This window comes from Gordonia sp. WA4-43 (assembly GCF_020520305.1).
Classification (GTDB): domain Bacteria; phylum Actinomycetota; class Actinomycetes; order Mycobacteriales; family Mycobacteriaceae; genus Gordonia; species Gordonia hongkongensis.
Map to the genome: position 1 here is coordinate 1,170,120 of NZ_CP084736.1, position 23,344 is coordinate 1,193,463.

21 protein-coding genes are annotated in these 23,344 nt (G+C 67.3%); 6 read left to right on the forward strand and 15 right to left on the reverse strand.

The genetic code is table 11. The annotated features are described in order from the left end of the window. Position 1 precedes the first annotated feature (1 nt). Genes LEL84_RS05235 through LEL84_RS05245 form a run of 3 tightly spaced genes read right to left on the reverse strand, consistent with a single transcriptional unit; the run spans position 2 to position 3,120 of the window. Positions 2–1,948: a fumarate reductase/succinate dehydrogenase flavoprotein subunit gene (locus LEL84_RS05235; protein ID WP_226513498.1), complete on the reverse strand. Its 1,947-nt coding sequence runs from the start codon at positions 1,946–1,948 to the stop codon at positions 2–4. 57 nt (positions 1,949–2,005) lie between these two features. Further along, entirely contained in the window at positions 2,006–2,830 is an 825-nt protein-coding gene (locus LEL84_RS05240; protein WP_165629944.1) for a hypothetical protein, read from the reverse strand. Next, entirely contained in the window at positions 2,827–3,120 is a 294-nt protein-coding gene (locus LEL84_RS05245) for a hypothetical protein (protein WP_065632375.1), read from the reverse strand. The genes LEL84_RS05240 and LEL84_RS05245 overlap by 4 nt, the downstream gene beginning before the upstream one ends. A 106-nt stretch (positions 3,121–3,226) precedes the next feature. Here LEL84_RS05245 and LEL84_RS05250 point away from each other — a divergent pair, with 106 nt between their 5' ends. From LEL84_RS05250 to aqpZ, 3 genes are all read left to right on the forward strand, one after another. Next, positions 3,227–3,901: a DUF1345 domain-containing protein gene (locus tag LEL84_RS05250; protein WP_165629943.1), complete on the forward strand. Its 675-nt coding sequence runs from the start codon at positions 3,227–3,229 to the stop codon at positions 3,899–3,901. A gap of 86 nt (positions 3,902–3,987) precedes the next feature. Continuing rightward, complete coding sequence (locus LEL84_RS05255) at positions 3,988–4,749, forward strand: pirin family protein (RefSeq protein ID WP_226513499.1); 762 nt, start codon at positions 3,988–3,990, stop codon at positions 4,747–4,749. A gap of 160 nt (positions 4,750–4,909) precedes the next feature. Beyond that, entirely contained in the window at positions 4,910–5,689 is a 780-nt protein-coding gene (gene aqpZ / locus LEL84_RS05260; protein ID WP_226513500.1) for an aquaporin Z, read from the forward strand. A gap of 668 nt (positions 5,690–6,357) precedes the next feature. On the opposite strand, the gene LEL84_RS05265 is transcribed toward aqpZ, so the two are convergent. From LEL84_RS05265 to LEL84_RS05300, 8 genes are read right to left on the reverse strand one after another with little or no spacing between them, the layout of a single operon-like run. After that, complete coding sequence (locus tag LEL84_RS05265) at positions 6,358–7,359, reverse strand: 2-hydroxyacid dehydrogenase (protein ID WP_226513501.1); 1,002 nt, start codon at positions 7,357–7,359, stop codon at positions 6,358–6,360. A gap of 4 nt (positions 7,360–7,363) precedes the next feature. Next, positions 7,364–8,716, reverse strand: a complete 1,353-nt coding sequence (locus tag LEL84_RS05270; protein ID WP_159370986.1) for an enolase C-terminal domain-like protein — start codon at positions 8,714–8,716, stop codon at positions 7,364–7,366. A 21-nt stretch (positions 8,717–8,737) separates the two neighbouring features. After that, positions 8,738–9,457 (reverse strand): sulfite exporter TauE/SafE family protein, encoded by a 720-nt coding sequence (locus LEL84_RS05275; RefSeq protein ID WP_159370987.1) that lies wholly within the window; start codon positions 9,455–9,457, stop codon positions 8,738–8,740. A gap of 31 nt (positions 9,458–9,488) precedes the next feature. Beyond that, complete coding sequence (locus LEL84_RS05280) at positions 9,489–10,565, reverse strand: ABC transporter ATP-binding protein (protein ID WP_159370988.1); 1,077 nt, start codon at positions 10,563–10,565, stop codon at positions 9,489–9,491. After that, the gene (locus LEL84_RS05285; RefSeq protein ID WP_226513502.1) at positions 10,558–11,577 is read right to left on the reverse strand and encodes an ABC transporter ATP-binding protein; all 1,020 of its coding nucleotides are present in this window, start codon (positions 11,575–11,577) and stop codon (positions 10,558–10,560) included. Before LEL84_RS05285 ends, LEL84_RS05280 begins: the two co-directional genes overlap by 8 nt. Beyond that, the gene (locus tag LEL84_RS05290; RefSeq protein ID WP_226513503.1) at positions 11,574–12,572 is read right to left on the reverse strand and encodes an ABC transporter permease; all 999 of its coding nucleotides are present in this window, start codon (positions 12,570–12,572) and stop codon (positions 11,574–11,576) included. The genes LEL84_RS05285 and LEL84_RS05290 overlap by 4 nt, the downstream gene beginning before the upstream one ends. Before the next feature lie 29 nt (positions 12,573–12,601). Beyond that, a complete protein-coding gene (locus LEL84_RS05295; RefSeq protein ID WP_226513504.1) occupies positions 12,602–13,528 on the reverse strand; it encodes an ABC transporter permease in 927 nt (308 codons plus the stop codon). A 17-nt stretch (positions 13,529–13,545) separates the two neighbouring features. Next, positions 13,546–15,120: an ABC transporter substrate-binding protein gene (locus tag LEL84_RS05300; RefSeq protein WP_226513505.1), complete on the reverse strand. Its 1,575-nt coding sequence runs from the start codon at positions 15,118–15,120 to the stop codon at positions 13,546–13,548. A gap of 370 nt (positions 15,121–15,490) precedes the next feature. Here LEL84_RS05300 and LEL84_RS05305 point away from each other — a divergent pair, with 370 nt between their 5' ends. Together LEL84_RS05305 and LEL84_RS05310 are read left to right on the forward strand one after the other, a co-directional pair. Then, the gene (locus LEL84_RS05305; RefSeq protein WP_226513506.1) at positions 15,491–16,531 is read left to right on the forward strand and encodes a 2-hydroxyacid dehydrogenase; all 1,041 of its coding nucleotides are present in this window, start codon (positions 15,491–15,493) and stop codon (positions 16,529–16,531) included. Next, positions 16,531–16,926, forward strand: a complete 396-nt coding sequence (locus LEL84_RS05310) for a universal stress protein (RefSeq protein ID WP_058251799.1) — start codon at positions 16,531–16,533, stop codon at positions 16,924–16,926. Before LEL84_RS05305 ends, LEL84_RS05310 begins: the two co-directional genes overlap by 1 nt. 140 nt (positions 16,927–17,066) lie before the next feature. Here LEL84_RS05310 and LEL84_RS05315 read toward each other — a convergent pair whose 3' ends face one another. The 4 genes from LEL84_RS05315 to LEL84_RS05330 form a co-directional block, all read right to left on the reverse strand. Continuing rightward, complete coding sequence (locus LEL84_RS05315) at positions 17,067–17,960, reverse strand: LysR substrate-binding domain-containing protein (protein WP_137808526.1); 894 nt, start codon at positions 17,958–17,960, stop codon at positions 17,067–17,069. Between the two features lie 148 nt (positions 17,961–18,108). Next, positions 18,109–19,446, reverse strand: coding sequence for a glucarate dehydratase family protein (locus LEL84_RS05320; RefSeq protein WP_226513507.1), 1,338 nt, complete (start codon positions 19,444–19,446; stop codon positions 18,109–18,111). Positions 19,447–19,452: 6 nt separating this feature from the next. Beyond that, positions 19,453–20,385, reverse strand: a complete 933-nt coding sequence (locus tag LEL84_RS05325) for a 5-dehydro-4-deoxyglucarate dehydratase (protein WP_137808525.1) — start codon at positions 20,383–20,385, stop codon at positions 19,453–19,455. A gap of 25 nt (positions 20,386–20,410) precedes the next feature. Then, a complete protein-coding gene (locus LEL84_RS05330; RefSeq protein WP_226513508.1) occupies positions 20,411–22,021 on the reverse strand; it encodes an aldehyde dehydrogenase (NADP(+)) in 1,611 nt (536 codons plus the stop codon). Between the two features lie 414 nt (positions 22,022–22,435). Between LEL84_RS05330 and LEL84_RS05335 the strand changes: the two genes are divergently transcribed. Beyond that, positions 22,436–23,035 carry a hypothetical protein gene (locus LEL84_RS05335; RefSeq protein ID WP_065632371.1) on the forward strand — a complete coding sequence of 200 codons (600 nt, stop codon included), beginning with the start codon at positions 22,436–22,438 and terminating at the stop codon, positions 23,033–23,035. Positions 23,036–23,344: the final 309 nt, after the last annotated feature.

A 23,344-nucleotide genomic window follows, 5' to 3' on the forward strand; every position in this document is an offset into this window, starting at 1 on the left:
GTCAGTCCTCCGAATGCCCCTCGGCTCGCTCGCCACCGGCGCCGGGATGACCGGCTATCTCGGCCGCCGTGTAGTACTTCTCGATCTCGGGGAACTCGAACAGCTCCAGGAGGTCCGGCCGCATCGGCGTCTGTTCGGTGCGCACGACGCTGACATCCGGCACCGCGGCGTCGTCCCCGTCGAGGTCCGCGGTGCACACCAGCAGCGCATTGCGCCAGTTCGAGTCCATGGACGGATGGTCATCGCGGGTGTGACCACCGCGGCTCTCGGTGCGCATGAGTGCGGCCTTCGCGACGCACTCGCAGACCAGCAGCATGTTGCGTAGGTCGACTGCGAGATGCCAGCCCGGATTGAACTGACGATGTCCCTCGACCTGCATGCCGCCCAGGCGCTTTCGCAGGTCCGCGAGCACGCCGATCGCCTCCTGCATCTCGTCCTCTTTCCGGATGATCCCGACCAGATCGTTCATGGCCTGCTGGAGGTCGGTGTGCAGGGTGTAGGGGTTCTCCGGTTTGCCCTCGGCCGGCGGATCGAAGGGCGCAAGCACGGACGCCGCCGCCCGGTCGATGTCGTCGGCGGAGACCGCGGGACGGGTCGCCAGCGATTCGACGTACGCCGCCGCCCCGAGGCCGGCACGACGCCCGAAGACCAGCAGGTCCGACAACGAGTTGCCGCCCAACCGGTTCGAACCGTGCATCCCGCCGGAACACTCGCCGGCCGCGAACAGGCCCGGAACCCGTGACGCGGCCGTGTCCGGATCCACCTCGATCCCGCCCATCACGTAGTGACAGGTCGGCCCCACCTCCATCGGTTCGGCGGTGATGTCGACGTCGGCGAGCTCCTTGAACTGGTGGTGCATCGACGGCAGCCTGCGCATGATCTCCTCGGCGGGCATGCGGGACGCGATGTCGAGGTAGACGCCGCCGTGCTCGGTGCCGCGTCCGGCCTTGACTTCCTCGTTGATCGCCCGCGCGACCTCATCGCGCGGCAGCAGGTCCGGCGTTCGCCGGGCGCTGTCGTTGTCCGCCAGCCATTCGTCGGCTTCCTCTTCGGTCTCGGCGTACTGACCTTTGAAGACCGGTGGGATGTAATCGAACATGAAGCGCTTGCCCTCGGTGTTCTTGAGAACTCCACCGTCGCCGCGAACGCCCTCGGTCACGAGGATGCCCTTGACGCTGGGCGGCCACACCATCCCGGTCGGATGGAACTGGACGAACTCCATGTTGATCAGGCTCGCGCCGGCTCGCAGTGCCAAAGCGTGCCCGTCGCCGGTGTATTCCCACGAATTCGACGTCACCTTGAACGACTTGCCGATCCCGCCGGTGGCGACGACCACCGCGGGCGCCTCGAACACGATGAAGCGGCCGGACTCGCGCCAATACCCGAATGCACCGGCGATCGCGTCGCCGTCCTTCAGCAGTTCGGTGATCGTGCATTCGGCGAACACCTTGATGCGCGACTCGTAGTCACCGGTGGCGGCGTAGTCCTCCTGCTGCAGCGAGACGATCTTCTGTTGCATCGTCCGGATGAGCTCCAGCCCGGTGCGGTCGCCGACATGAGCGAGTCGAGGATAGGTGTGGCCGCCGAAGTTGCGCTGCGAAATCCGCCCGTCCGCGGTTCGATCGAACAGGGCGCCATAGGTTTCGAGTTCCCAGACACGATCCGGGGCCTCTTTGGCGTGCAACTCGGCCATGCGCCAGTTGTTCAGGAACTTGCCGCCTCGCATCGTGTCCTGGAAGTGTGTCTGCCAGTTGTCTTTCGAGTTGGCGTTGCCCATCGAGGCGGCACATCCGCCTTCGGCCATGACCGTGTGGGCCTTGCCGAACAGCGACTTGCACACCACGGCCACCGAGTAGCCGCGCTCGCGGGCCTCGATGACCGCTCGCAGGCCGGCACCCCCCGCACCGATGACAACGACGTCGTACTCGTAGCGTTCCGGCTCGGTCATCTAGCGGGACTCCCAACGTTGAGAACGGCTGCACCACAGGCGTGTGTTGTCAATCGGTCAACCCACGAACCTCAGGTCCGAGATGGTGTTGCTGGCCACCAGCATGATGTAGAAGTCGGTGAGCACCAACGTGCCGAGCGTGATCCAGGCGAATTGCATGTGCCGGGTGTTGAGCTTGGACACCTGACTCCAGACCCAGTACCGCACCGGATGTTTCGAGAAGTGCTTGAGCCGGCCGCCGGTCACGTGGCGACACGAGTGGCACGACACCGTGTAGGTCCAGAGCAGGAGCACGTTGACGACGAGGATCACGTTGCCCAGCCCGAAGCCGAAACCGCCGCCTTCACCGTGGAAGGCGACGATCGCGTCGTAGGTGTTGATCACCGAGATGACCACGGCCACGTAGAAGAAGTACCGGTGCGAATTCTGGATGATGAGCGGCAGTCGCGTCTCGCCGGTGTACCGACTGTGGGGTTCGGCGACGGCGCAGGCAGGCGGCGACAGCCAGACCGACCGGTAATAGGCCTTGCGGTAGTAGTAGCAGGTCAGTCGGAACCCGAGCAGGAACGGCAGCGAGAGGAATGCCAGCGGAATCCACATGGGGAGTTCGGGGAAGGGGGTACCGAAATGACTCGCCCCGGGCACGCACGACTCGCTGAGGCACGGCGAATAGAACGGCGAGAGGTAGTGATAGTCCGCGGCGTAGTAGGCGGTGCGCACGAAGGACCGGATCGTCGCGTAGATGACGAAGGCCGCGAGACCCACGACTGTCAGCAGCGGCGACAGCCACCACCTGTCCTGGCGGAGAGTTCGGGCCAGGATTCGCGCGCGGCCCGGAGAGAAGACCCCGACTGTGTCCCGCTCAGTCGCGGGGGCGCTCACTTCGTGCGCTCACGCGAATGAAAGCCCAGCCCTTCGTCCTGCGCACCCAGCCAGGCCGACTCGTCCGACTTGCAGTCAGGCACATAGATAACCTGGTCTCGTCCGACTTTCGTCTGCAGCAGCGGTGGCGGTGCGTGCTCGAAGTCGTGAAGGTCGATCTCCAGCCGATCCAGATCGTTGGACATTCGCCGAACCGCGTCTACATCGCCGTACTGCGTCTGCAGCGTGGTCATGTGATGCCGTAGCGCACCTATACTCCGATGCAGCTCCTTTATCTCGGTCGGTATCATGGCACATCCCTTCCTGCCTATGTGATGAAGAACACAGTACCGGCCGGGCCCGCTGAGTCAACGATGTTGGCGGAACGTGTCGGCTCCCCCGACCGGAGGCCGCCAGATGAACGACGACGACCACGTTCCCGCGCAGAACCTGCCCCGAGCTGAGCAGCGTTGGACCGCATCGGCGTTCGTACTGGTCGCGATGGCGATCCCGTTCCTCTTGCCCGCGCGTTACGCCGCCGGTACCGCTTGGCTGCTACCCGCGATCGAGGGGCTGGTCCTGCTGACACTGATCGTGGTAGACCCCGGTCGCATCGACCGGCCCGGCCGGTGGGTCCGCAGCCTCTCCGTGGGGCTGGTCGTCGCCATCGCCGCAGGTGCGGCGTGGGGAGCGGGACGACTCGTGTGGGACCTGCTGCACGGAGATCCGCAGACCGCGGCGGCGAACCAGTTGCTGGTCGCCGGGGCTCTCGTCTGGCTGCAGACCGTCATCGCGTTCGCATTCCTCTACTGGGAGCTCGACGGCGGCGGTCCGGTCAACCGGCACCTGCGTCCGGCCGCATACCCGGACCTCGCCTTTCCGCAACACCTCGAGCCCCGACTGGCACCGCCGGGATGGCGTCCCGTGTTCTTCGACTACCTCTATCTGGCCCTGACCAACGCGACTGCCTTCAGCCCCACCGACGTGATGCCGCTGTCGCGTCGTGCGAAGCTGGCGATGGCGTCGCAGTCGCTGTTGTCGATCGTCATCCTCAGCCTGGTGGTGGCCAACGCGGTCAACCTTCTCGATTGACGACCGCGGCACGATCGCACACCGGAATAGGGTCGGCGACGTGACGGTTGTGCCGGCGGGGTCCGGAGGACCAGATCGGAGTCACGGTGAGCGAGCCATCTATCAGGACCGTGCCGTCGCGGCAGGTCATTCCGGGTACCGAGCGGCACATCTTCCGAAGCGAGTGGCTCGATTCCCGCCAGTCCTTCCCCGTCACGGGCAACTTCGATCTCGCGGCGAACGCCCACGGAGTCCTGCTGGTGCACAACGACGATCGCGTCGACGCCGGTGAAGGTTTCGACGCCCACTTCCACCGGGATGCCGAAATCGTCACGTGGGTACTCGAAGGTGCTGTCGCTCATCGTGATTCGTTCGGCAACACCGGCGTGATCACGCCGGGCGTCGCGCAGCGGATGAGCGCGGGCCGCGGGATCACCCACACCGAGGCGAATGCTTCACCGCGCAGCGAGAACCGGGACCTGCGCGTCGTGCAGATGTGGGTGGCGCCCGAGCACGGCGGAGGTGAACCCGGCTACGCCGAACGCGACTTCAGCGCCGATCTCGCAACCGGCGGGCTGGTCACGGTGGTCTCCGGCAGGCCCGAACACGCGGGCACCGATGCGATCTCGATCGGCAACGCGTTCGCGGCACTGCACGTGGCCCGGATCGGTTCCGGGCACTCGGTCGCCCTTCCCCCGGCACCGTACGGACATCTCTACGTGGCGCGCGGCGAAGTCGACCTCGATGACGGCGCGCGACTGGTCGAGGGCGATGCGCTGCGCACCATCGATCAGGGCGAGGTCACCGTGTCCGCGAGGTCTGAGGCCGAGATCCTGTTCTGGGAGATGCACACGACGTTTCGCCGTTGACCGGCACCGGTTCAGGCCGTGCTCACTCCTTCTTCACTGACCTGCACACGATTTGCCATAACGCTGCCGGTGTCCGGCGGCACGGCTACTGTGTGAGCCACTCGAAGGGCGAGGCACTTCGCGCGCCTCGCCGGTCAGGTCACCGAGCGAAAGGACGTTCATGCCTTCCCCGTCGCCCGCAGCACGACTCGCGGCTGAGTTCTTCGGGACATTCTGGTTGGTCTTCGGCGGATGCGGCAGCGCGATCTACGCCGCCAAGCAGATCGCCCAGTCCGAGGACGGCCAGGACACCTTCCAGGTCGGAATCGGGTTCCTCGGTGTCTCTCTGGCTTTCGGTCTCACCGTCGTGACGATGGCCTACGCGGTGGGGCACGTCTCCGGCGCACACTTCAATCCCGCGATCACGCTGGGCGCCGCCGTCAGCGGCCGGCTCTCCTGGAAAGAGCTGCCCACCTATTGGGTCGCGCAGGTCGTGGGTGGCCTGTTGGCCGGCCTCATGCTCTTCCTCATCGCCAAGGGCCAACCCGGGTTCGAGGCCGAGGGCAACATGGCCGCCAACGGATTCGGCGAACACTCCCCCAGCAACTACTCCCTCCCCGCGGTCCTCATCGCGGAGATCCTGCTGACGGCGTTCTTCCTCATCGTGGTCCTCGGCGCGACCGACGGACGCGCTCCCGCGGGCTTCGGTCCGCTCGCCATCGGCTTGTGCCTCACGCTCATCCACCTGATCTCGATCCCGATCAGCAACACATCGGTCAACCCGGCGCGTTCGACGGCGGTCGCCTTCTTCAACGGCAACGGCGCACCCGGTCAGTTGTGGGCCTTCTGGCTGGCGCCGCTGATCGGCGGACTGATCGGCGGTCTCCTCTACCCGCTGCTGTTCCAGAACGGGAAGCGCGCAGCAGCCGAGCCGGCACGGACCGAGACCGCCGACGCCTGATCGTGGCGATGGGCCGGATCGAGGACGGACATGCCGTGCGACTGGTGAACCCGAACTCGACTGATGGACTTCGATCGAAGTCCATCAGTCGAGTTGGGGTTCATCAGTCAGAGTAGGACGCGGTCTCGCGGCCGACGGAGGACCACGAAAGAACTCGTTGTGCTCGGAGCGGGCCCAACTACTGCTCCCTGAGGAGGCCGGAGCTTGCGGAGGCCGTCACGAAGGGTCCTGGTGAGATGCGTCGCAAACCCTTCGAGGCTCGTCGACCTCGACGCGCTCCTTCGTCGCTTGCTCGGCCCCGGCGGCTAACGCTCCTCGCACCTCAGTACCTGCGGCCTGGCGGCCGTCGTGGACTACGAAAGAACACTCTTGAGCGTCCCCATCTCTGCTCCCTGAGGTGCGAGCGAAGCGAGCCACGAAGGGCTCCGCAACCTGTCACACCAGGCCCTTCGTGGCTCGTCGCTGGCGCTCCTCGCACCTCAGGGAGCAGAGGGAGGGCATCGCTTGCACCCCACAGACCAGCGGTGTTGAGGCTCTTTCGGATTAGGGAGCAAATGGTGTGTCGATCTTTCGGATCGGGGACCGGGGTCCCTCCGCAAGCTCCGGGCGCGCCTCGAAAAGCATTGAGAGGCGCTCCTTTCGGAGTAGGAGCATGCCGCGCGTCGCGATCAGGACGGCGCGACGACCCGCAGGATCTCTCGCCCCGAGTGCAGCCGGGAGATGTTGTCGGTGATGTCGCGCACCCGCCCGACGAACGTGTCACGTGTGACCCCCGAGATGTGCGGGGTCATCAGCACGTTGGGCAGTTCGCCGAACGGCAGGCCCGACGGGTCCGCTCGATCGCTGCCCGTCGGATAGCGATACCAGACGTCGAGCGCTGCTCCGCCGACCAACCCGTCTCGGAGGGACTCGTATAGATCCTGCTCGACGACGAGCGGGCCGCGGCCCACGTTGACCAGCACACCCACGGGCCCGAGCCGCCGCAGGTGGCCGGCGTCGATCATCCCGGTGGTACTCGCGGTCAGCGGCGCGGAGACCACCACGACATCGGATTCGTCCATCAGACGATCGAGATCAGTGGTGTCGCCGTACCATTCGAGCCCGGTGTCGTCGGCGACCCGGCCGGACCCGGTCACCGCACAGGCCCGCGCGCCGAAGGCACCCATCAGGTCTGCGGTTCGTCGACCGATGTGGCCGAAACCCACGTAGCCGATCATCGCGCCACGCAGCGTCCGCGGCTGTTCCACCCCGTCGCGGTACACCGCCGAGGCCCACAACCCCTGGCGTAGCGCGGCGTCCTGGCCGAGGAGACCTCGGCGCACCGTGACCACCGCGGCGGCGATGTACTCGGCGATCGAATCCTCGTGGTGAAAGGTGTTGGCCACCTCGGTGTTCGCCGCGAGGTCACCGAAACTGACCTTGTCGGTGCCGGCGCCACCGGTCAGCACCAGCCGCAGACCGGATCCCGCGCGAGCCATCGCCGGGGTCACCCGACCGCCCACGTAGACGTCGGCGTCGGCCAGATCGGCCACGAGCGCGGCCTCGTCGAAGGCCGCGTGCCAGGACGTGTCCACACTCGCGGGCAACAGGCTCTCGAACAACTCGCGGTGCGGTACGAAGTTCCGTTCACCCACCACGACTTTCAGATCGTCGCCGCGCGTTTCCGCCACGACCTCAGCTCCGCACGAGCGCGGGTCGTTTGCTGTCGAACGTCCAGTCCGGGATGAGGAATTGCATTCCGACCGCGTCGTCCCGCGCCCCGAGCCCTTCGGAGCGGTACAGCTGATGGGCGGCTTCCACCTGCTCCATGTCGAGTTCGACGCCGAGACCCGGCCGGTCGGGAACCGTGAGGTGACCGTCGACGATCTCGTACGGCTCGGTGGTGAGACGTTGTCCGTCCTGCCAGATCCAGTGCGTGTCGATCGCGGTGATCTCGCCCGGCGCAGCGGCCGCGACGTGCGTGAACATGGCCAGAGACACGTCGAAGTGGTTGTTGGAGTGCGATCCCCAGGTGAGCCCCCAGGCATCACACAGTTGCGCGACGCGCACCGAGCCGGCCATGGTCCAGAAGTGTGGGTCGGCCAGCGGGATGTCGACCGCATTCGTGCGGATCGTGTGCCCGAGCTCGCGCCAGTCGGTCGCGATCATGTTGGTCGCGGTAGGCAACCCGGTCGCGCGCTTGAATTCGGCCATCACCTCACGGCCGGAGAACCGGCCCTCCGGTCCCACCGGGTCCTCGGCGTAGGCGACGACATCGCGCAAGCGTCCGCCGATCCGAATCGCCTCCTCGAGCAACCAGCCGCCGTTGGGATCAAGCGTCACCCGGGCCGTCGGGAAGCGTTCCGCCAGCGCGGTGACGACGTCGGCCTCCTCGTCGGGCGACAGAACCCCGCCCTTCAGCTTGAAATCGGCGAAGCCGTAACGCTTCTGGGCCGCCTCGGCGAGTGCGACGACACCGTCGGCATCAAGGGCCTCCTGATGGCGCAAACGCATCCAGTCATCGGTCTCGCCGGCACCGTCGGCGTAGTCCAGCGTTGTCCTGGTGCGATCCCCCACGAAGAACAGATAACCGAGCGCAGCAACCCGATCACGCTGCTGTCCCTCGCCGAGCAGCGCCGTCACCGGCACACGGAGGTGCTGGCCGAGGAGATCCAACAGTGCCGATTCGACGGCGGTCACCGCGTGGATCGTGATGCGTTGATCGAAAGTCTGATCCCCGCGGCCACCACGGTCACGATCGGCGAACGTGCGCCGGATGTCCTGCAGGACCGCGTTGTACTCGCCGATACCGCGTCCTTCGACGATCGGCCGCGCATCGTCGAGCGTGGTGCGGATCGGTTCGCCGCCCGGGACCTCACCGACCCCCTGGTTGCCTTCGGAGTCGGTCAGCACGACCAGGTTCCGGGTGAAGAACGGGGCGTGTGCGCCGGACAGGTTGAGCAGCATGCTGTCTCGTCCCGCGACGGGGATCACCCGCATCTCGGTGACCACCGGGGTCGTCGTGGACGTCGATGTGGCTGTCGTCATGGTGAGGTCCTTTCAGAAGTGTCAGAAGAAGATCTGCTGGCCGATGAGCAGTGCCGCGCCGACGGCCGACACCGTGATCGACACGGTGCGGAGCCGATCCCGGTCGAGTACCCGGTTGACGGCGCGGGAGGCGATGAAGCCGAGGACGACGACCGGTGTCAGGGCGAGGAACGCCCAGAGGATCTCGGCGCTCACGCTGCCGGTCGCGGCGAGCGCTGCCATCGACATCAGGCTGCCGACGAGGAAGAACGCACTCATGTTGCTACGCACGTGCGCGTTCTCCTCGCCGGAGTACACCAGCGCCATCGGTGGGCCGCCGATCGACGTGGCCGTGCCGAGCAATCCGGAGGCCGCGCCCGCGGTCGCCAGGTTGCGGCGTACCGGTGCAGGCCGCCAGCCGACGGAGGCGATCACGACACCGCCGAGCACGACCGCCGCCAACAGCAATGACAGACCGCGGGTGGGCAACCAGACCAGCAGCAGGGCCCCGGCGATGGTCCCGGGGACCCGACCGGCCAGAGCCCACCCGGTACCGCGGAAGTCCAGGCTTCCCCGCTCGCGGATCACCACCAGCAGCGTGACTGTCGTCGCTGAAGCGATCAGCATGCCGGGAAGCAGTGTCGGCGCCACCAGGGCGACCACCGGCGCGGCGAGCATGCCCATCCCGAAACCGATGGATGCCTGCATGCAGGACGCGAGGAACACGGCCACCGCGATGGTCACGCATGCCACGACGCTCACGCCAGTACGGCCTTCGTACCGCCGGGCGTGTTCACGCCGCCGGGGCGGGCATGCCCAGGCCGACCCGTCCGCGGGGGTGATAGCACTCGGCGATGTGTCCGGCCTCCTGCCGATCGGTGACGGCCGGCGGCAGCGCGGTCGCGCAGACGTCGGTGGCGTGTGCGCAGCGCGTCCGGAACCGGCAGCCCGACGGCGGATTGAGAGGCGAGGGCACCTCGCCGCTCAACAGGATTCGCTCGCGGCGGTTGTCGGCGTCGAGCGTCGGTGCCGCGGACATCAGCGCCTCGGTGTACGGATGCGCAGGATGGTCGAACACGGCTTCGGTACTGCCTGTTTCGACGATCCGGCCCAGGTACATCACCGCGACCCGGTCGGCCACATGACGCACCACCGACAGATCGTGCGAGATGAAGATGTAGGAGATGTCGAGCTCCTGCTGGAGTTCGTTCAGCAGGTTCAGCACCTGCGCCTGTACCGAGAGGTCCAGCGCCGACACCGGCTCGTCGCAGATGATCACCTCGGGATCGAGCGCGAGCGCACGGGCGATTCCCAGGCGCTGACGCTGACCGCCCGAGAACTCCTGCGGGCTGCGGTGTTCGTCGCTCGGCCGCAACCCGACGAGATGCAGCAGTTCACGGACGCGGGCGGCCCGGTCACGCTTGCGCGGGTACAGGTCCTTGTGGGTACGCCACGGCTCGCCGATGATCTCGGCCGCGGTCATCCGATTGTTCAGCGAGGCATACGGATCCTGAAAGACCATCTGCACCTTGCGACGCAGGGCGAGCAGGTCCTTGCCCTTGAGCCGGTACGGGTCGGTGCCGTCCCAGCGGACGGTGCCGGTGTCGGGCCGCTCGAGCATCATCAGCGTTCGGGCGAGAGTGGACTTGCCGCAGCCGGATTCGCCGACCAGACCGAGTGTCTCGCCGCGGCGGAGATCGAGATCGATCCCGTCGAGCGCCCGGAGTTGTTTGCGGCCGCCCTTCCCGGACACCGCGAAGGTCTTACCGACGTCGCGTACTTCGAGGACCCGGCTCGAGTCGAGCGGGGCCGCGGCACCGCGCGCCTTGTCGCGGCCGGGCGTCGTGGCGAGGCTGGTCGTCTCAGGCATTGTCGATCTCCTCCGAGAAGTGGCAGGCCGCGGCCCGGTTGGTGCCGGTGGTCGTCAGCGTCGGCCGTTGCTGCACGCACTGCGCGCGGGCCAGCGGACACCGCGCCTGGTACACACAGCCAGTCGGGATCGAGTGCAGGTCGGGCGGCGTACCGCCGATCGACTTGAGATCGGCCCCGCGTTCGGCGCTGACGGGAACGGAATCGAGCAGTCCTTTGGTGTACGGATGCCTCGGACTGCGGAAGACCTCGGCCACCGGCCCGGTCTCGACGACGTTGCCCGCGTACATGATCGCGACGCGGTCGGCCTGCTCGGCGACGAGCGCGAGGTCGTGGGTGATCAGGACGACCGCCATGTCGTGTTCGGCCCGGAGGCGCCCCAGCAGCGCCATGATCTGAGCCTGCACCGTCACGTCGAGCGCGGTGGTGGGTTCGTCGGCGAGCAGCACCTTGGGGCTCAACGCCACCGCCATCGCGATCAGCAGACGTTGCCGCATCCCGCCGGAGAACTGGTGCGGGTAGGAGTCGACCCGTGACTCCGGTTCCGGGATGCCCACGTGCCGCATCAGTTCGATCGCCTCGAGACGGGCCTTCTTCTTCGACATCCCACGATGGATGCGGAACGGTTCGGCGAGCTGGGTCCCGACCGGGTACACCGGATTGAGCGCGGTCAGCGCGTCCTGGAACACGATCGCGAGTTCGGTGCCGGCCATCTCGCGTCGCTTCGACTCCGAGGCGGAGACGAGGTCGACGGAGTCCAGGACGATCGATCCGTCCGAGACCGAGGCGATCGGGTCGAGCAACCCGACGAGCGCCTGTGCGGTCATCGACTTGCCACACCCGGATTCGCCGAGCAGCGCCAGCGTTTCGCCACGACGGGCGCGGAACGACACGTGGTCGACCGCCCGCACGGTACCGGTGGGCGTTCGCAGATCCACGGTCAGGTCGACGACGTCGAGTGCGACCCGATCGTCGGTGCCGGCGTCGGGCCGGTCGAGGGCAGGAGCACTCATCGCAGCGCCTTTCGTGAGGAGAAGAACCGCTTCCGGGCGTTCGGGGTGGTCAGTCGCCACCGCTGACCGGGGTCGGTCGCGATGCGCGCCCACGCGGCCAGCATCGTGGCCGACACGGTCGTGATGACGATCGCCAGGCCCGGGAAGAACGACAGCCACCATGCGGTCTGCAGGTAGGTCCGGCCTTGCGACACCATCAGGCCCCAGCTGACGTCGGGCGGCTGGATACCGATGCCGAGGAACGACAGCGACGACTCCGCGAGCATCACGTAGCAGAAGTCGAGGGTGGCCACGGTGAGCAGCGTGGGGAGCAGGATCGGCAGGACGTGCCCGCGGAGTATCGCACCGCTGCTCGCACCGAAGGTCCGTGCCGCGTCCACGAACACGCGACTCTGCAACTCGGCGGATTCGGCCCGCGCGGTCCGTAGGTAGATCGGGATCCGGGTGATCGCCAGCACCGCGATGATGTTGGCGGCGCTCGGCGAGAACACGTACAGGATCACGACTGCGAGCAGCAGCGACGGGAAGCTCATGATGACGTCGGCGATGCGCATCGCGGTGGTCTCACGCCAGCCGCGGTGGTATCCCGCCCACATGCCGATCGCCGAGCCCACGACGCACGAGATGATCACCGCGGGCAGGGAGACCATGAGCGTGGTCTGGCAGGCGACGATGAGCCGGGCGAGCATGCTGCGACCCAGCGGGTCGGTGCCCAGCACGTTCATCCAGCCCGTGTCGAGGTCGAACGGCGGGAGGTTCGACTCGTCCAGGTTCTGGTCGGTGGCGGCGTCCCCGACCAGCCACGGACCGAAGATCGCGGTGAGCAGGATGAAGGTCAGGATGCCGGCGGCGACGGTCGCGAACTTGTCGCGGAGCAGCAGCCGCCACAGCGGCAGTTGCCCGCCGGGCACCTTCTTGGCGGCGACGGAGTCGCCGGTGATGTCGGTCGAGGCGACGGGACTCGTCGTGTCGACGGGATCGGTGACGATGGACATGTGTCAGTACTCCTCGATGTGTCCGGCGACTAGACCGTGGCCTTGTCACGAACGCGTGGGTCCAGGAGGGCGAGACCCGCGTCGATGACGATGTTCAGGATGAAGATGCTGAGAGCGGTGAGGAGCACCGCGGCCTGCAGGACCGCGAAGTCGCGTTGCAGGATCGAATCGATCATCAGCTTGCCGATGCCGGGCCAGCCGAAGATGGCTTCGACGATGACCGCGCCGTTGATCAGGCCGACCGCGAGATCGCCGGCGACGGTGAGGGCGGGGGCGGCCGCATTGCGCAGTGCGTGGTGGGTGACGATCCGGAAGTCTCCGGCCCCTTTGCTTCTCGCCACCTTGACGTAGGGGGCCGACAGGGCCGAGACCATGGCGCCGCGCACCACCTGGGTGAGAACGCCCAGCGGTCGGATCATCAGTGTCGCGATCGGCAGGACCCAGGCCAGCACCCCGCCGGTCCCGGACGTCGGCAGCCAGCCGAAGACAACCGCGAAGATCCAGATACCGGTGATCGCGAACCAGAAGTCGGGGACGCTGGCCGCGGTCATCGACAGCAGGCTCGAGAAGCGGTCGGCGAGTGAGTTCGGTCGGTAGGCCGCCCAGCAACCGATCATGATCGAGCCGAGGACCGACAGCACGAGCGTGACGAAGGCGAGCTGCAGAGTCGCCGGGAACGCTGCGAGCGCCATGCTCGCCGCCTGCTGACCGGTCTTCAGTGACTCACCGAAGTCGAGGTGGAAGACGCCGGCGAGGTAGTCGGTCATCTGTTGCCAGATCGGTTTGTCGAGCCCGTTCGCGGCGGCGAACTCGGCGCGCTGCTCCGGGGTCGCGGAGACCGGGAGGTAGAGATAGGTGGGGTCGCCGGTGAGCCGGGCCATGAAGAACACGCCGAACAAGACGATGATCAGCGGGATCAGGCTGGTGAACATCCGGCGCCGGAGGAAGGTGAGCATCGGTCATCGCCTCTGTTTCAGTCGTTCTGGGCTGGCGCGTGGGTCATCTCGGCGAGACGCATCTCGTCACCGGTGGCCGAATTGGGCCGGTAGGCAACACGATTCGCTTTCGCGAGAACTGCTTGCATGTGTGCGATATACGCGTATTGGCGGATCTCGCGCGGCTCGGCGGCCAGGACCGCGGCGAGTGCGTTCTGACGGGCCGGACCGGTGAGGGCCTCGGCGGCACGGATCTGTTCGTCGTACGCGGCTGTGCCGTAAGTGCTCTGGTAGCCGTCGGACAGCATGTACTGGTCGAGGGTGAACTGGGTGTCACCGGCCTGGTTGCCGTGCATGATCATCAGCAGCACCGGCCCCGACCCGGGCACGAAAGGCCGTGTCTGATACTGCATCTGACCGGAGGTGTCCATCATCTCGATCTTGACGTCCAGCCCGATCTTGCTGAGCGTGAACTGCAGGTTCTCGATGGTCTCGTTGATCTTCGGGAACTGACCGGTACGGCCGATGAGGCGGATGGTCCGGTCGACCGGCACCCCGTCCGCACGGGCTTCGTCGACCAGGCGCTTGGCGCGGTCGAGGTCGTACGGCGTCGGGGTCAGCTGGTCGTTGTAGCCGACGATGCCCTCCGCGACCAGCTGGGCCGCGGGTGTACCGAGACCCTGGAACAGTGCGTCGACGATGCCGACGCGGTTGACGGAGAGATCGATGGCCTCGCGCACCCGGTAGTCGGTCAGGGGCGCATCGGTGGCCTGCATGCGCAGGGCGGTCGTCTCGTTGTTGGTGTAGGCGATGCCGAGATCACCCGCTCCGTCTTCGGGGCCGAGTGAGGTGGCGATGTCCGCTTCGTCGTTGGAGACCATCGCGGCACGGACACTGCCCTCGGAGCGCCATTGGTAGACGGCGCGGGTGAATGCAGGGGCGTCGCCGTGATAGTTCGGATTGGCTGTCAACGCCACGCGCTGGCCCGAATCCCAGAAGTCGACCATGTAGGGGCCGGTCCCGATCGGCACGCGCACCTTGTCGTCGGCGACGGTGGTGCGCGGAACGATCTCGATGAACGACAGGCGCAGCGGGAGAATCGGGTCGGGGGTCTCCGTGCGGACCTCGATGGTGCCGGGGTCGACCACAGTCACCTCGCGGGTGCTGTCGTCGAAGACGTAGCCGTTGACGTCGCAGCCGATCGCCCCGTTGAACGTGCGGCGGATGGAGAACGCGGCGTCCTCGGCGTCGAACGGCTGGCCATTGCTGAATCGAATGCCCGAGGCCGTGGTGAAACGCCAGACGTTCGGCTCCACCTGGGTCCACGCCGTAGCGAGACCGGGCTGCAGTTCGCCACTGTTCGGATCCCGTTCGATGAGCGGTTCGGTGATGTTGGACCGGACCACGACACCGGTGGCCGTGAGGGAGGCGTCGCAGGGTTCCAGCGTCGGCGGCTCCTGGGGCAGGACGATGCGCAGGGTGTCCGGAGAGGCGCTCTCGCTCGCGGTCGTGTTCGCGACGCTGCAACCACTGGCCGCGAGCACGGCCACCGCGGACAGTGCCAGCAGACACCCGGCGGGGCGCTTCCGGGATCGCAGAGCTGCGATCTGCATGGGGACCTCCGATGAAAGAAAGACTGCGAGTGATCTCGCGGTGGGCTCGACCGCATTTGTGACGGTAGACACACGCTATGAGCGTCGCGATGACGGCGTCAACAGAGCAAAAGCCCAGCAAAAGGCCATTTCGGCGGGTATGGAGGTCTTTCGAGAGCCCTCGGAACCGGGTGCTCCGCGAGTCGAAACCACCGCTGACCTGACGGTTCTTCGCTGCTCTCTTGCGCTGGACGAATCGACAGCCCCGTATCAATACAGTTTGAGTATCGGTCCATGTTATTTGCGTGTTGGACAGGTATCCGCGGCACTTCTAGCGTTGACCACATCCACCGAAGGACCGGTCTGTGTCCTGCACTCCTGGAGGTCAAGCATGACGAGCAGTTCGGCCGGCACCGCGACGGCAACGGAAACCATTGGGCTGAAAGACCTTTCGTCGTTCCACGGCTCTGTTCTCCGCGTCGGCCCGCTGAAGCCCTCGCTCGAGGAGCGTCTCGAAGGTACCTACGGCGCCCAGCGACTGCCCGATGACCGGGAGGCGCGGAAGGCCTTCCTCGCGCGAAACGCCGACGCGGTGACCGCGGTCGTGACCTCGGGACGGACCGGGGTGGACGCCGGCTTGATGGCCGAGCTCCCGAACCTCGGCGCCATCGTCCACTTCGGCGTCGGTTACGACACCACCGACGTCGCCCGTGCCGCCGAGCTCGGCATCGGCGTCAGCAACACCCCGGACGTCCTCACCGACTGCGTCGCCGACACCGCAGTCGGACTGCTCCTCGACACCATGCGCGGACTCGCCGCGGCCGATCGGTTCGTCCGGGCCGGGCGCTGGCCCGTGGAAGGCAACGTTCCGCTCACCCGGAAGGTCTCCGGCACCGACGTCGGCATCCTCGGGCTGGGCCGTATCGGCTCGGCGATCGCCCACCGCCTGACCGCCTTCGGGTGCCGGATCACCTACCACAACCGCCGCCCGGTCGACGGCTCACCGTATCGCTACGCGGCGTCGCCGGCCGAGCTCGCCAGCCAGGTCGACGTGCTGATCGTGGCCGCCGCCGGCGGTGCCGACACGCGCCATCTCGTCGACCGGGACGTCCTCGAGGCGCTGGGCGCCGACGGCTTCCTCATCAATGTGGCGCGCGGCAGCGTCGTCGACGAGGACGCCCTCGTCGACCTGCTGCGGCGCGGCCGACTGGCCGGCGCCGGGCTCGACGTGTTCGCGCACGAGCCGGAGGTGCCCGAGGCGCTGCTGTCCATGGACAACGTCGTACTTCTCCCCCACCTCGCGAGCGGAACGGTCGAGACACGTGCCGCCATGGAGGAACTCACGCTCGCCAACCTCGACACCTTCCTGCGGACCGGTGACCTGTCGACACCGGTCGTCGCACCGAATCACGCTCTGCGAAAGGACATCTGATGTCTGTCGTCCTCAGCTACCTACCGACACCCGAGGGGCGCGGCGCACTCCCGTTCGGCTTCGCCGAGGCCCGCATGCGCGGCACCGGCGTCGTGATCGTCGCCGATGGTGACAACGCCTCGTCGCCGGAGTTCCTGGTCGACCTGGAGAACGCGCGCGAGGTGGCTCAGGCCGGTGACGTCGACTACCGTGTCGCCGAGAACGATCCGGGCCTCTCGCACGCCGACCAACTCATCGACGCATCGTACGACGACGCAGCGGAGCTCCTGGTGATCGGCCAGCGCAGGCGTTCACCGGTCGGAAAACTGCTGACCGGCAGCGTCGTCCAGCGTGTGCTGCTCGACGCACAGTGCCCGGTGGTCGCGGTCAAACCGCCCGTGCGCGCCGCGGTCTGATCGGGCTTTTCCACCGCAACTACTGCTGGTCGAGCAGCGTCGAACGAGCGAAGCGAGTCCGCCGCGCCCGTCGAGGCCACCGAGGTGAGGTCGTCAACGGGATCCGGTGCACAGTCGACGAACTCGTTCCGAGGTCGTCGTCAGATCCATTCGCGTTCGGGGAGAACATCTCTCATCAATCGCGCAAGAGCCGGGTTGGTATTGTCGGCGCGCCAGGCGATGTTCATCTGCACGGGACGATCGCGGATCGCGGTGACCTCCTTGAACACCACCCCGTCGGGATGCATGGTCATGGCCGACTCCGGAACCAGCGCCATGCCCAGCCCGGAGTGCACCAGGACGAGCATGGTGTGCACCTGGGTGACGTACTGGACATAGCGGGGCGACGCCCCGACCGCGGTGAAGGTGCTGATCAGCAACTCATTGAAATACCGCGCATCCGTGGGCGAATACATGATGACCGCCTGACCGTCGAAGTCCTCGATCGCGAGGTGCTCGGCGTCGGCGAACTCATGATCGGCGGGCAGGGCGGCGACCAGGCGCTCATGGTGCAGCGGACGGGAGTTCACACCTGGGCGAGAGATCGGCGGGCGGACGATGCCGAGGTCGAGATCACCGCGGACCAACGCCTCGACCTGCGCGATGGTGACCATCTCCCGCAAGACGAGCCGAACGTCGGGTAGCTTCTCGCGGGCCGTCTGCATGAGCCGGGGCAACACCGCACGCGCCGACGCCCCCGTGAAACCGATGTTCACGGTGCCCAGATCACCCGCAGGCACGCGGCGGACCGTCAGAGCCGCCCCCTCCGCGAGCGCGACGATGCGTCGTGCGTCGGGTAGGAAGGCCGCGCCGGCCGCCGTCAGCGACACTGCCCGGCTGCTGCGTTCGATCAACTGGACGCCCAGTTCGTGCTCCAGCTGCTGGATCTGCCTGCTGAGCGGGGGTTGCGTCATGTGGAGCCGCTCGGCCGCTCGGCCGAAGTGCAGCTCCTCGGCGACCGCGATGAAGCAGGAGAGGCGCGAGAGAGAGAACATCGATCCACTTTCGGCATCGTCACCCCGCGATCTGCGGAGCGGTGTGGATGACGCTAACCCACTCCCACGGTGACGGTCGAGGGTTCGCCCACGTCACCACCGCGGGCTGGAGTTCACCCCATCACCGCGGCGGTGCTCGTGGATACGCTCACCACCGCGGGCTGGAGTTCACGAAGCCGGGATCGATGGACTGCATGTAGCCGGTGTCGTCCCGGTCGCGGATGCCGCAGTCGAGGTACTGCTGGTGCAGGGCCTCCAGCGACTCATCGTCGAGTTCGACGCCCAGACCCGGGCCGGTCGGGACCGGCACCGCGCCGTCGACGATGCCCAGGACGCCGGGCTTCACCACGTCCTCGGTCTTCCACGGCCAGTGGGTGTCACAGGCGTAGGTGAGGTTCGGTGTCGCAGCCGCGAGATGCACCATCGCGGCGAGGCTGATGCCCAGGTGCGAATTGGAATGCATCGACAGGCCGAGTCCGAAAGTCTCACAGATACCGCCGAGGAGACGCGACCGCTGCAGGCCGCCCCAGTAGTGGTGATCGGACAGGACGACCGAGACCGACCGCTTGCGCACCGCCGGTTCGAGGTGGTCGAAGGCGACCACGCACATGTTCGTCGCGAGCGGCATGGACGCCTGCTCAGCGACGCACGCCATACCGTCGAGGCCGGGGGTCGGGTCCTCCAGGTACTCGACGATGCCCTCGAGTTCCGCCGCGACGCGCACCGAGGTCTCCACGGTCCACGCCGCATTGGGGTCCAGGCGCAACGGGATTCCGGGGAACTCCGCGTGCAGCGCCTTGATCGCCGCGATCTCTTCGTCGGGGGCGAACACGCCGCCCTTCAGTTTGATCGCGGTGAACCCGTAGCGGTCGATCATCCGGTGTGCCTGCCGGATCAGTCCGCTCGGATCGACGGCCTCGCCCCACTCGTCCGGCAGTCCGTTGGTGCCGGCCGCCCCGGGGTGGGCCGCCCACTTGTAGAACAGGTAGGCGCTGAACGGAACTCGGTCCCGCACGCGGCCGCCGAGCAGATCGCTCACCGGTCGACCGAGGACCTTACCCTGGATGTCGAGACAGGCGACTTCGAATGGCGAGAAGACACGATCGGTGGTGCTGGCCGTGGTGATCATGCCGGCCACTCCGTCGCCCCCGGTCACCGACAGGGTCGAGACCCACAGGTCGATGGCATCGCGCAGGTTGTGGAGCGCGAAGGCATCGAGTCCGATGATCGCCTCGGCGGCGGCCTCCATCCGCGCGAGATGAGCGGTGTCGGCATAGGTCTCGCCGAGCCCGCGGATTCCGCCGGCCGTCTCGATCACGATGATCGCCCGCAGTGCGTAGGGCTGGTGCACACCCACCGTGTTGAGCAGCGGCGGGTCGACGAAGGCGACCGGGGTGACCGTGACCTCGGTGATCGTGGTGTCGGTGTGCGGACTCGCCACGGTTCGCGTCCCGACCGGCACCGACTGGAAGGTATTCGTCGACATGAGTTCTCAGACCGTGGCCTGCGCGGCGAGCGTCGTCGCGAGGACGGCGCGCCCGGCGGCGGTGATCCGCTCGAGCTCGGCCTGGTGCTCCGGTGTCGGCTGGACCAGCGGCGCGCGCACCGGACCCGCTTCGATGCCCTCCATCGTCACACCGTGCTTCACGAGTGCGACCGCATAGCCCGGCACCCTGTTGCGCAGACGGACCAAGGGGTGGAAGAACTCTCGCAGCAGCGCCTCGGTCAGCTCGACGTCGCCGTTCTCCAACGAGTTGTAGAAGGCCAAGGCCAGTTCCGGGGCGAACGCGAACGTCGCCGACGAGTACAACGTGACACCGATGGCGCGGTAGGCCTGCTGGGTGATCTCGGCGGTGGGCAGGCCGTTGAAGAACAGGAACTCCTTGCTGTCCCCGAGTGCTTCCTTGACCGCGATCACGATGCGCGACACGTTGTCGAGGTCACCGGTGCCGTCCTTGAACCCGATGACCGTCGGCAGCTTGGCGACCTCGATGGCCGACGCCTCGTCGAACACGGCGTTGCCGCGGTTGTAGACGATGAGCGGCAGATCGGTGGAGGCCGCGACTGACCGCGTGTACTCGGCGAGGCCGGCAGGCGGCATCGTCACCAGGTACGGGGGCAGGAGCAGGATGCCGTCGGCCCCATTGGCCTTCGCGCTCACCGCGAACTCGCGGGCCTGGACGAGGGAGCCGCCGGCACCGGCGAACACCGGGACGCGGCCGGCGACGGTCTCGACCGCGCAGCGGACGATCCGCCCGAACTCCTCGAGTCCGAGGGCGTGGAATTCGCCGGTGCCGCAGGCGACGAACACGCCGCCGGGACCGGCGGCCACCCCGCGGTCGATGTGTTCGGCGAGGCGACGGTAGTCCACCTCTCCGGTGCTGTCGAAGGGTGTGACAGGAAAGAACAAGACGCCGTTGAGCATTGGGACTCCTTGGATGGGGTGAGGATCAGTCGCGGATGAGTTCGCCGTCGACACGGCGCCAGATCTGTTCGGGGTTTCCGTCGGCAATGGGGTTGGGCAACAGCGCCGTCGGAACGTCCTGATACGCCACCGGCCGCAGGAAACGCTCGATGGCGAGCGACCCGACGCTGGTGCTACGGCTGTCGGAAGTGGACGGATAGGGTCCGCCGTGGACCATCGCGTGTCCGACCTCGACGCCGGTGGGCCACCCGTTGAAAAGGATTCGCCCGGCCTTGAGTTCGAGTGCCTCGAGAAGCACCCGGGCGTCGTCGAGGTCGGAGTCCGCAGCATGAACGGTCGCGGTGAGCTGACCTTCGAGCTCGGCGGTCACCTCCCGCACCTGTTTGAGGTCGCGACACCGCACCACGAGGCTCGACGACCCGAAGATCTCCTGCTGCAACGTCTCCGAAGCGAGAAAGGTCTCGGCCCGCGTGCCGAAGAGCGCGGCGGCGCAGGTGTTCGGACCCGTCGCTTCCGCCGATCGGGCGAGAACCTCCGCGGCCGAACCGAACTCCTCCACGCCGGAGGCGTAGCTCGCGGCGATCCCCGGGGTCAGCATCGGCGTCGGCGTCGAGGCGGCGATCGCCTCCGCGGCAGCGGCGATGAATGCATCGAGATCGGGACCGTCGACCGCGATGACCAGGCCGGGATTGGTGCAGAACTGTCCCGAACCCATCGTCAGCGAGCCGACGAATGCGCGGCCGAGGCCGGCGGCATCGGCACGCAGCGCCCCCTCCAGCGGGTAGACCGGATTGATCGAGCTCATCTCTGCGTACACCGGGACGGGTTCGGCTCGCGACGCCGCAGCGGCGACGAGAGCCGTTCCGCCCGAACGCGACCCGGTGAAGCCCACCGCTTTGATGCGCGGGTCGGTCACGAGGGCGATACCCAGGTCGGGCCCGCTGCCGTAGAGCAGGGAGAAGGTGCCGGCAGGCATTCCGGTGGCGGCCACCGCCTCGGTGATCAGACGTCCCACCAGTTCTGATGTGCCGGGATGGGCGTCGTGGGCCTTCACCACCACGGGACATCCGGCGGCCAATGCCGACGCGGTGTCGCCGCCGGCGACCGAGAACGCGAGCGGGAAGTTACTGGCGCCGAACACGGCGACGGGTCCGAGCGGCACCTTGCGCTGCCGGATGTCGGCGCGCGGCAGCGGCGTCCGATCCGGCCGTGCGGGATCGATACGGGCGCCGTGCCAGCTGCCCTCGCGCAGCACCGAGGCGAACAACCGGAGCTGACCCGACGTCCGTCCCACCTCACCGGTGATCCGCGCCGCCGGGAGTCCGGTCTCGGCCACGGCACGCTCGACGAGGACCTCGGTCGCCGCATCGAGGTTGTCCGCGATCGTCGAGAGGAACCGCGCCCGTTCTTCGGACGAGGTGGCGCGATACGGTCCGAACGCTTCCGCGGCCGCAGCGGTGGCACGGACGACGTCGGCTGGGGTTCCGTGTGTGTACGCGGGCAGGAGACGAGTGCCTGTCGTCGGGTCCACGCCGTGGACGGCCTTCCCCGCGCCGGTCACCCGCTCACCCGCGATGATCAGTTGTCCGGTGAGGTCCTGCGTCGTCAGCGGTGCGGGGTGCTGCGCAATGGTCATCGTGGTCCCATCCGTTGTGCGTTGGCATTCCGCCGAGGTAGCCCGGCCGCGGCGGCGCCACGAGAGAGGTGTCATCTGCTCTCGATGGCGGGTCGCCGTCGGCGCGGCTGTGCGGTGAGCTCGGCCTTGCCCCGACCGTAGAACCCACGATCCATACATGTCCAAGTCAAATATGGACGTCTTCAATGCTCAGAGTGAATCGACCCAGGTGTCCGGTTCAGTCGAGACGCGCTCGCTTGTCAGCCGATACGTCATCCGGCCGGCCCACGCCGCGCCGCGTACCGGACCAACAGCAGTCGACAGTGGGACAATCACTGCGCCGAATCCGACATACCGCACATCGCCGAGCCACGGCGAGCACCGGCTGTCGGAGCGGGCACACCACCCATTCGACGAAAGCGGAATCCAGAACCGATGAAGCGCATTCGCCTCCTCGCCGTCATGGCCCTGGCCATCTCGGCACTCACCGTCTCCTACGGCACCGCACACGGCGCTCCCGCGCCCGCGGCGCCGTCCCACTTCTCCAGCGCATCCGCCGACGGGACCTCCATCACTTCCAAGCTCCGCAACGCGACGTTCGTCGCAGGCGAGCAGGAGCTCCGGGTCGTCGACTCACACGGACGGACCATCGAGCGGATCGGACTGGTGCTGCCGTTCGACGGCGCCGCTGTCCCGATGCGCGCGAAGGTCTCCGCCGACCGCACCCAGGCGACGTTCACCCCGATCCTCACCCCCGAAGCCCGCGCGGCGATCGCTGCCGGCGTCCGCCCGGCCTCGGCGAAGAAGGACCGCGCCTACCAGCAGATGATCTGGCACATCAACAACGGGTGGAACCGCGGCGGCAACGTCACCACCGCCATCGGCGCTCTCGCCGGCCTCATCATCGGCTGCATCATCATCGTCGGCTGTGTCTGGGGTGCGGGCGTCGGCGCGGCCATCGGAGCGGTCATCGGCATCAACAACGGCGACCCCCGCGCCGGGCAGTCGATCCTGAACTGGATCAACACTCCGTAAGTCCAGCGAGCAGGGCCTCGCTACTCGAGTCCCAGATGCTGCAGAATCCCCAACTCCGCGTGCGGGGTTGGGGATTATCTGTTTCTTACAGCTTGCGGACGCGCGTTCGGCGGTGGGCCCGGCATGCACCGTGCCGTAAAAGTCGGCGGCCGCCAGTGACCGTGTCGGCAATCGGCGCCGAACGCCCGACCCGGTCAAGCGCGCTTCTCGACAATGCGGAGCGCGTGTCCAGTCCAGTGGCGACGTCGCTACCTGGCCGCTGAGATGCAGCAAACCAATGAGTTCTCACGTCGCCGAGCCCCTCGATGA

Coding starts and splice junctions, on each gene's coding strand:
- LEL84_RS05285 (WP_226513502.1), bottom strand. CDS start 11,577: ATGAGTGCTCCTGCCCTCGACCGGCCCGACGCCGGCACCGACGATCGG.
- LEL84_RS05235 (WP_226513498.1), bottom strand. CDS start 1,948: ATGACCGAGCCGGAACGCTACGAGTACGACGTCGTTGTCATCGGTGCG.
- LEL84_RS05290 (WP_226513503.1), bottom strand. CDS start 12,572: ATGTCCATCGTCACCGATCCCGTCGACACGACGAGTCCCGTCGCCTCG.
- LEL84_RS05245 (WP_065632375.1), bottom strand. CDS start 3,120: ATGATACCGACCGAGATAAAGGAGCTGCATCGGAGTATAGGTGCGCTA.
- LEL84_RS05270 (WP_159370986.1), bottom strand. CDS start 8,716: ATGACGACAGCCACATCGACGTCCACGACGACCCCGGTGGTCACCGAG.
- LEL84_RS05335 (WP_065632371.1), top strand. CDS start 22,436: ATGAAGCGCATTCGCCTCCTCGCCGTCATGGCCCTGGCCATCTCGGCA.
- aqpZ (WP_226513500.1), top strand. CDS start 4,910: ATGCCTTCCCCGTCGCCCGCAGCACGACTCGCGGCTGAGTTCTTCGGG.
- LEL84_RS05305 (WP_226513506.1), top strand. CDS start 15,491: ATGACGAGCAGTTCGGCCGGCACCGCGACGGCAACGGAAACCATTGGG.
- LEL84_RS05310 (WP_058251799.1), top strand. CDS start 16,531: ATGTCTGTCGTCCTCAGCTACCTACCGACACCCGAGGGGCGCGGCGCA.
- LEL84_RS05320 (WP_226513507.1), bottom strand. CDS start 19,446: ATGTCGACGAATACCTTCCAGTCGGTGCCGGTCGGGACGCGAACCGTG.
- LEL84_RS05330 (WP_226513508.1), bottom strand. CDS start 22,021: ATGACCATTGCGCAGCACCCCGCACCGCTGACGACGCAGGACCTCACC.
- LEL84_RS05315 (WP_137808526.1), bottom strand. CDS start 17,960: ATGTTCTCTCTCTCGCGCCTCTCCTGCTTCATCGCGGTCGCCGAGGAG.
- LEL84_RS05250 (WP_165629943.1), top strand. CDS start 3,227: ATGAACGACGACGACCACGTTCCCGCGCAGAACCTGCCCCGAGCTGAG.
- LEL84_RS05295 (WP_226513504.1), bottom strand. CDS start 13,528: ATGCTCACCTTCCTCCGGCGCCGGATGTTCACCAGCCTGATCCCGCTG.
- LEL84_RS05280 (WP_159370988.1), bottom strand. CDS start 10,565: ATGCCTGAGACGACCAGCCTCGCCACGACGCCCGGCCGCGACAAGGCG.
- LEL84_RS05325 (WP_137808525.1), bottom strand. CDS start 20,385: ATGCTCAACGGCGTCTTGTTCTTTCCTGTCACACCCTTCGACAGCACC.
- LEL84_RS05300 (WP_226513505.1), bottom strand. CDS start 15,120: ATGCAGATCGCAGCTCTGCGATCCCGGAAGCGCCCCGCCGGGTGTCTG.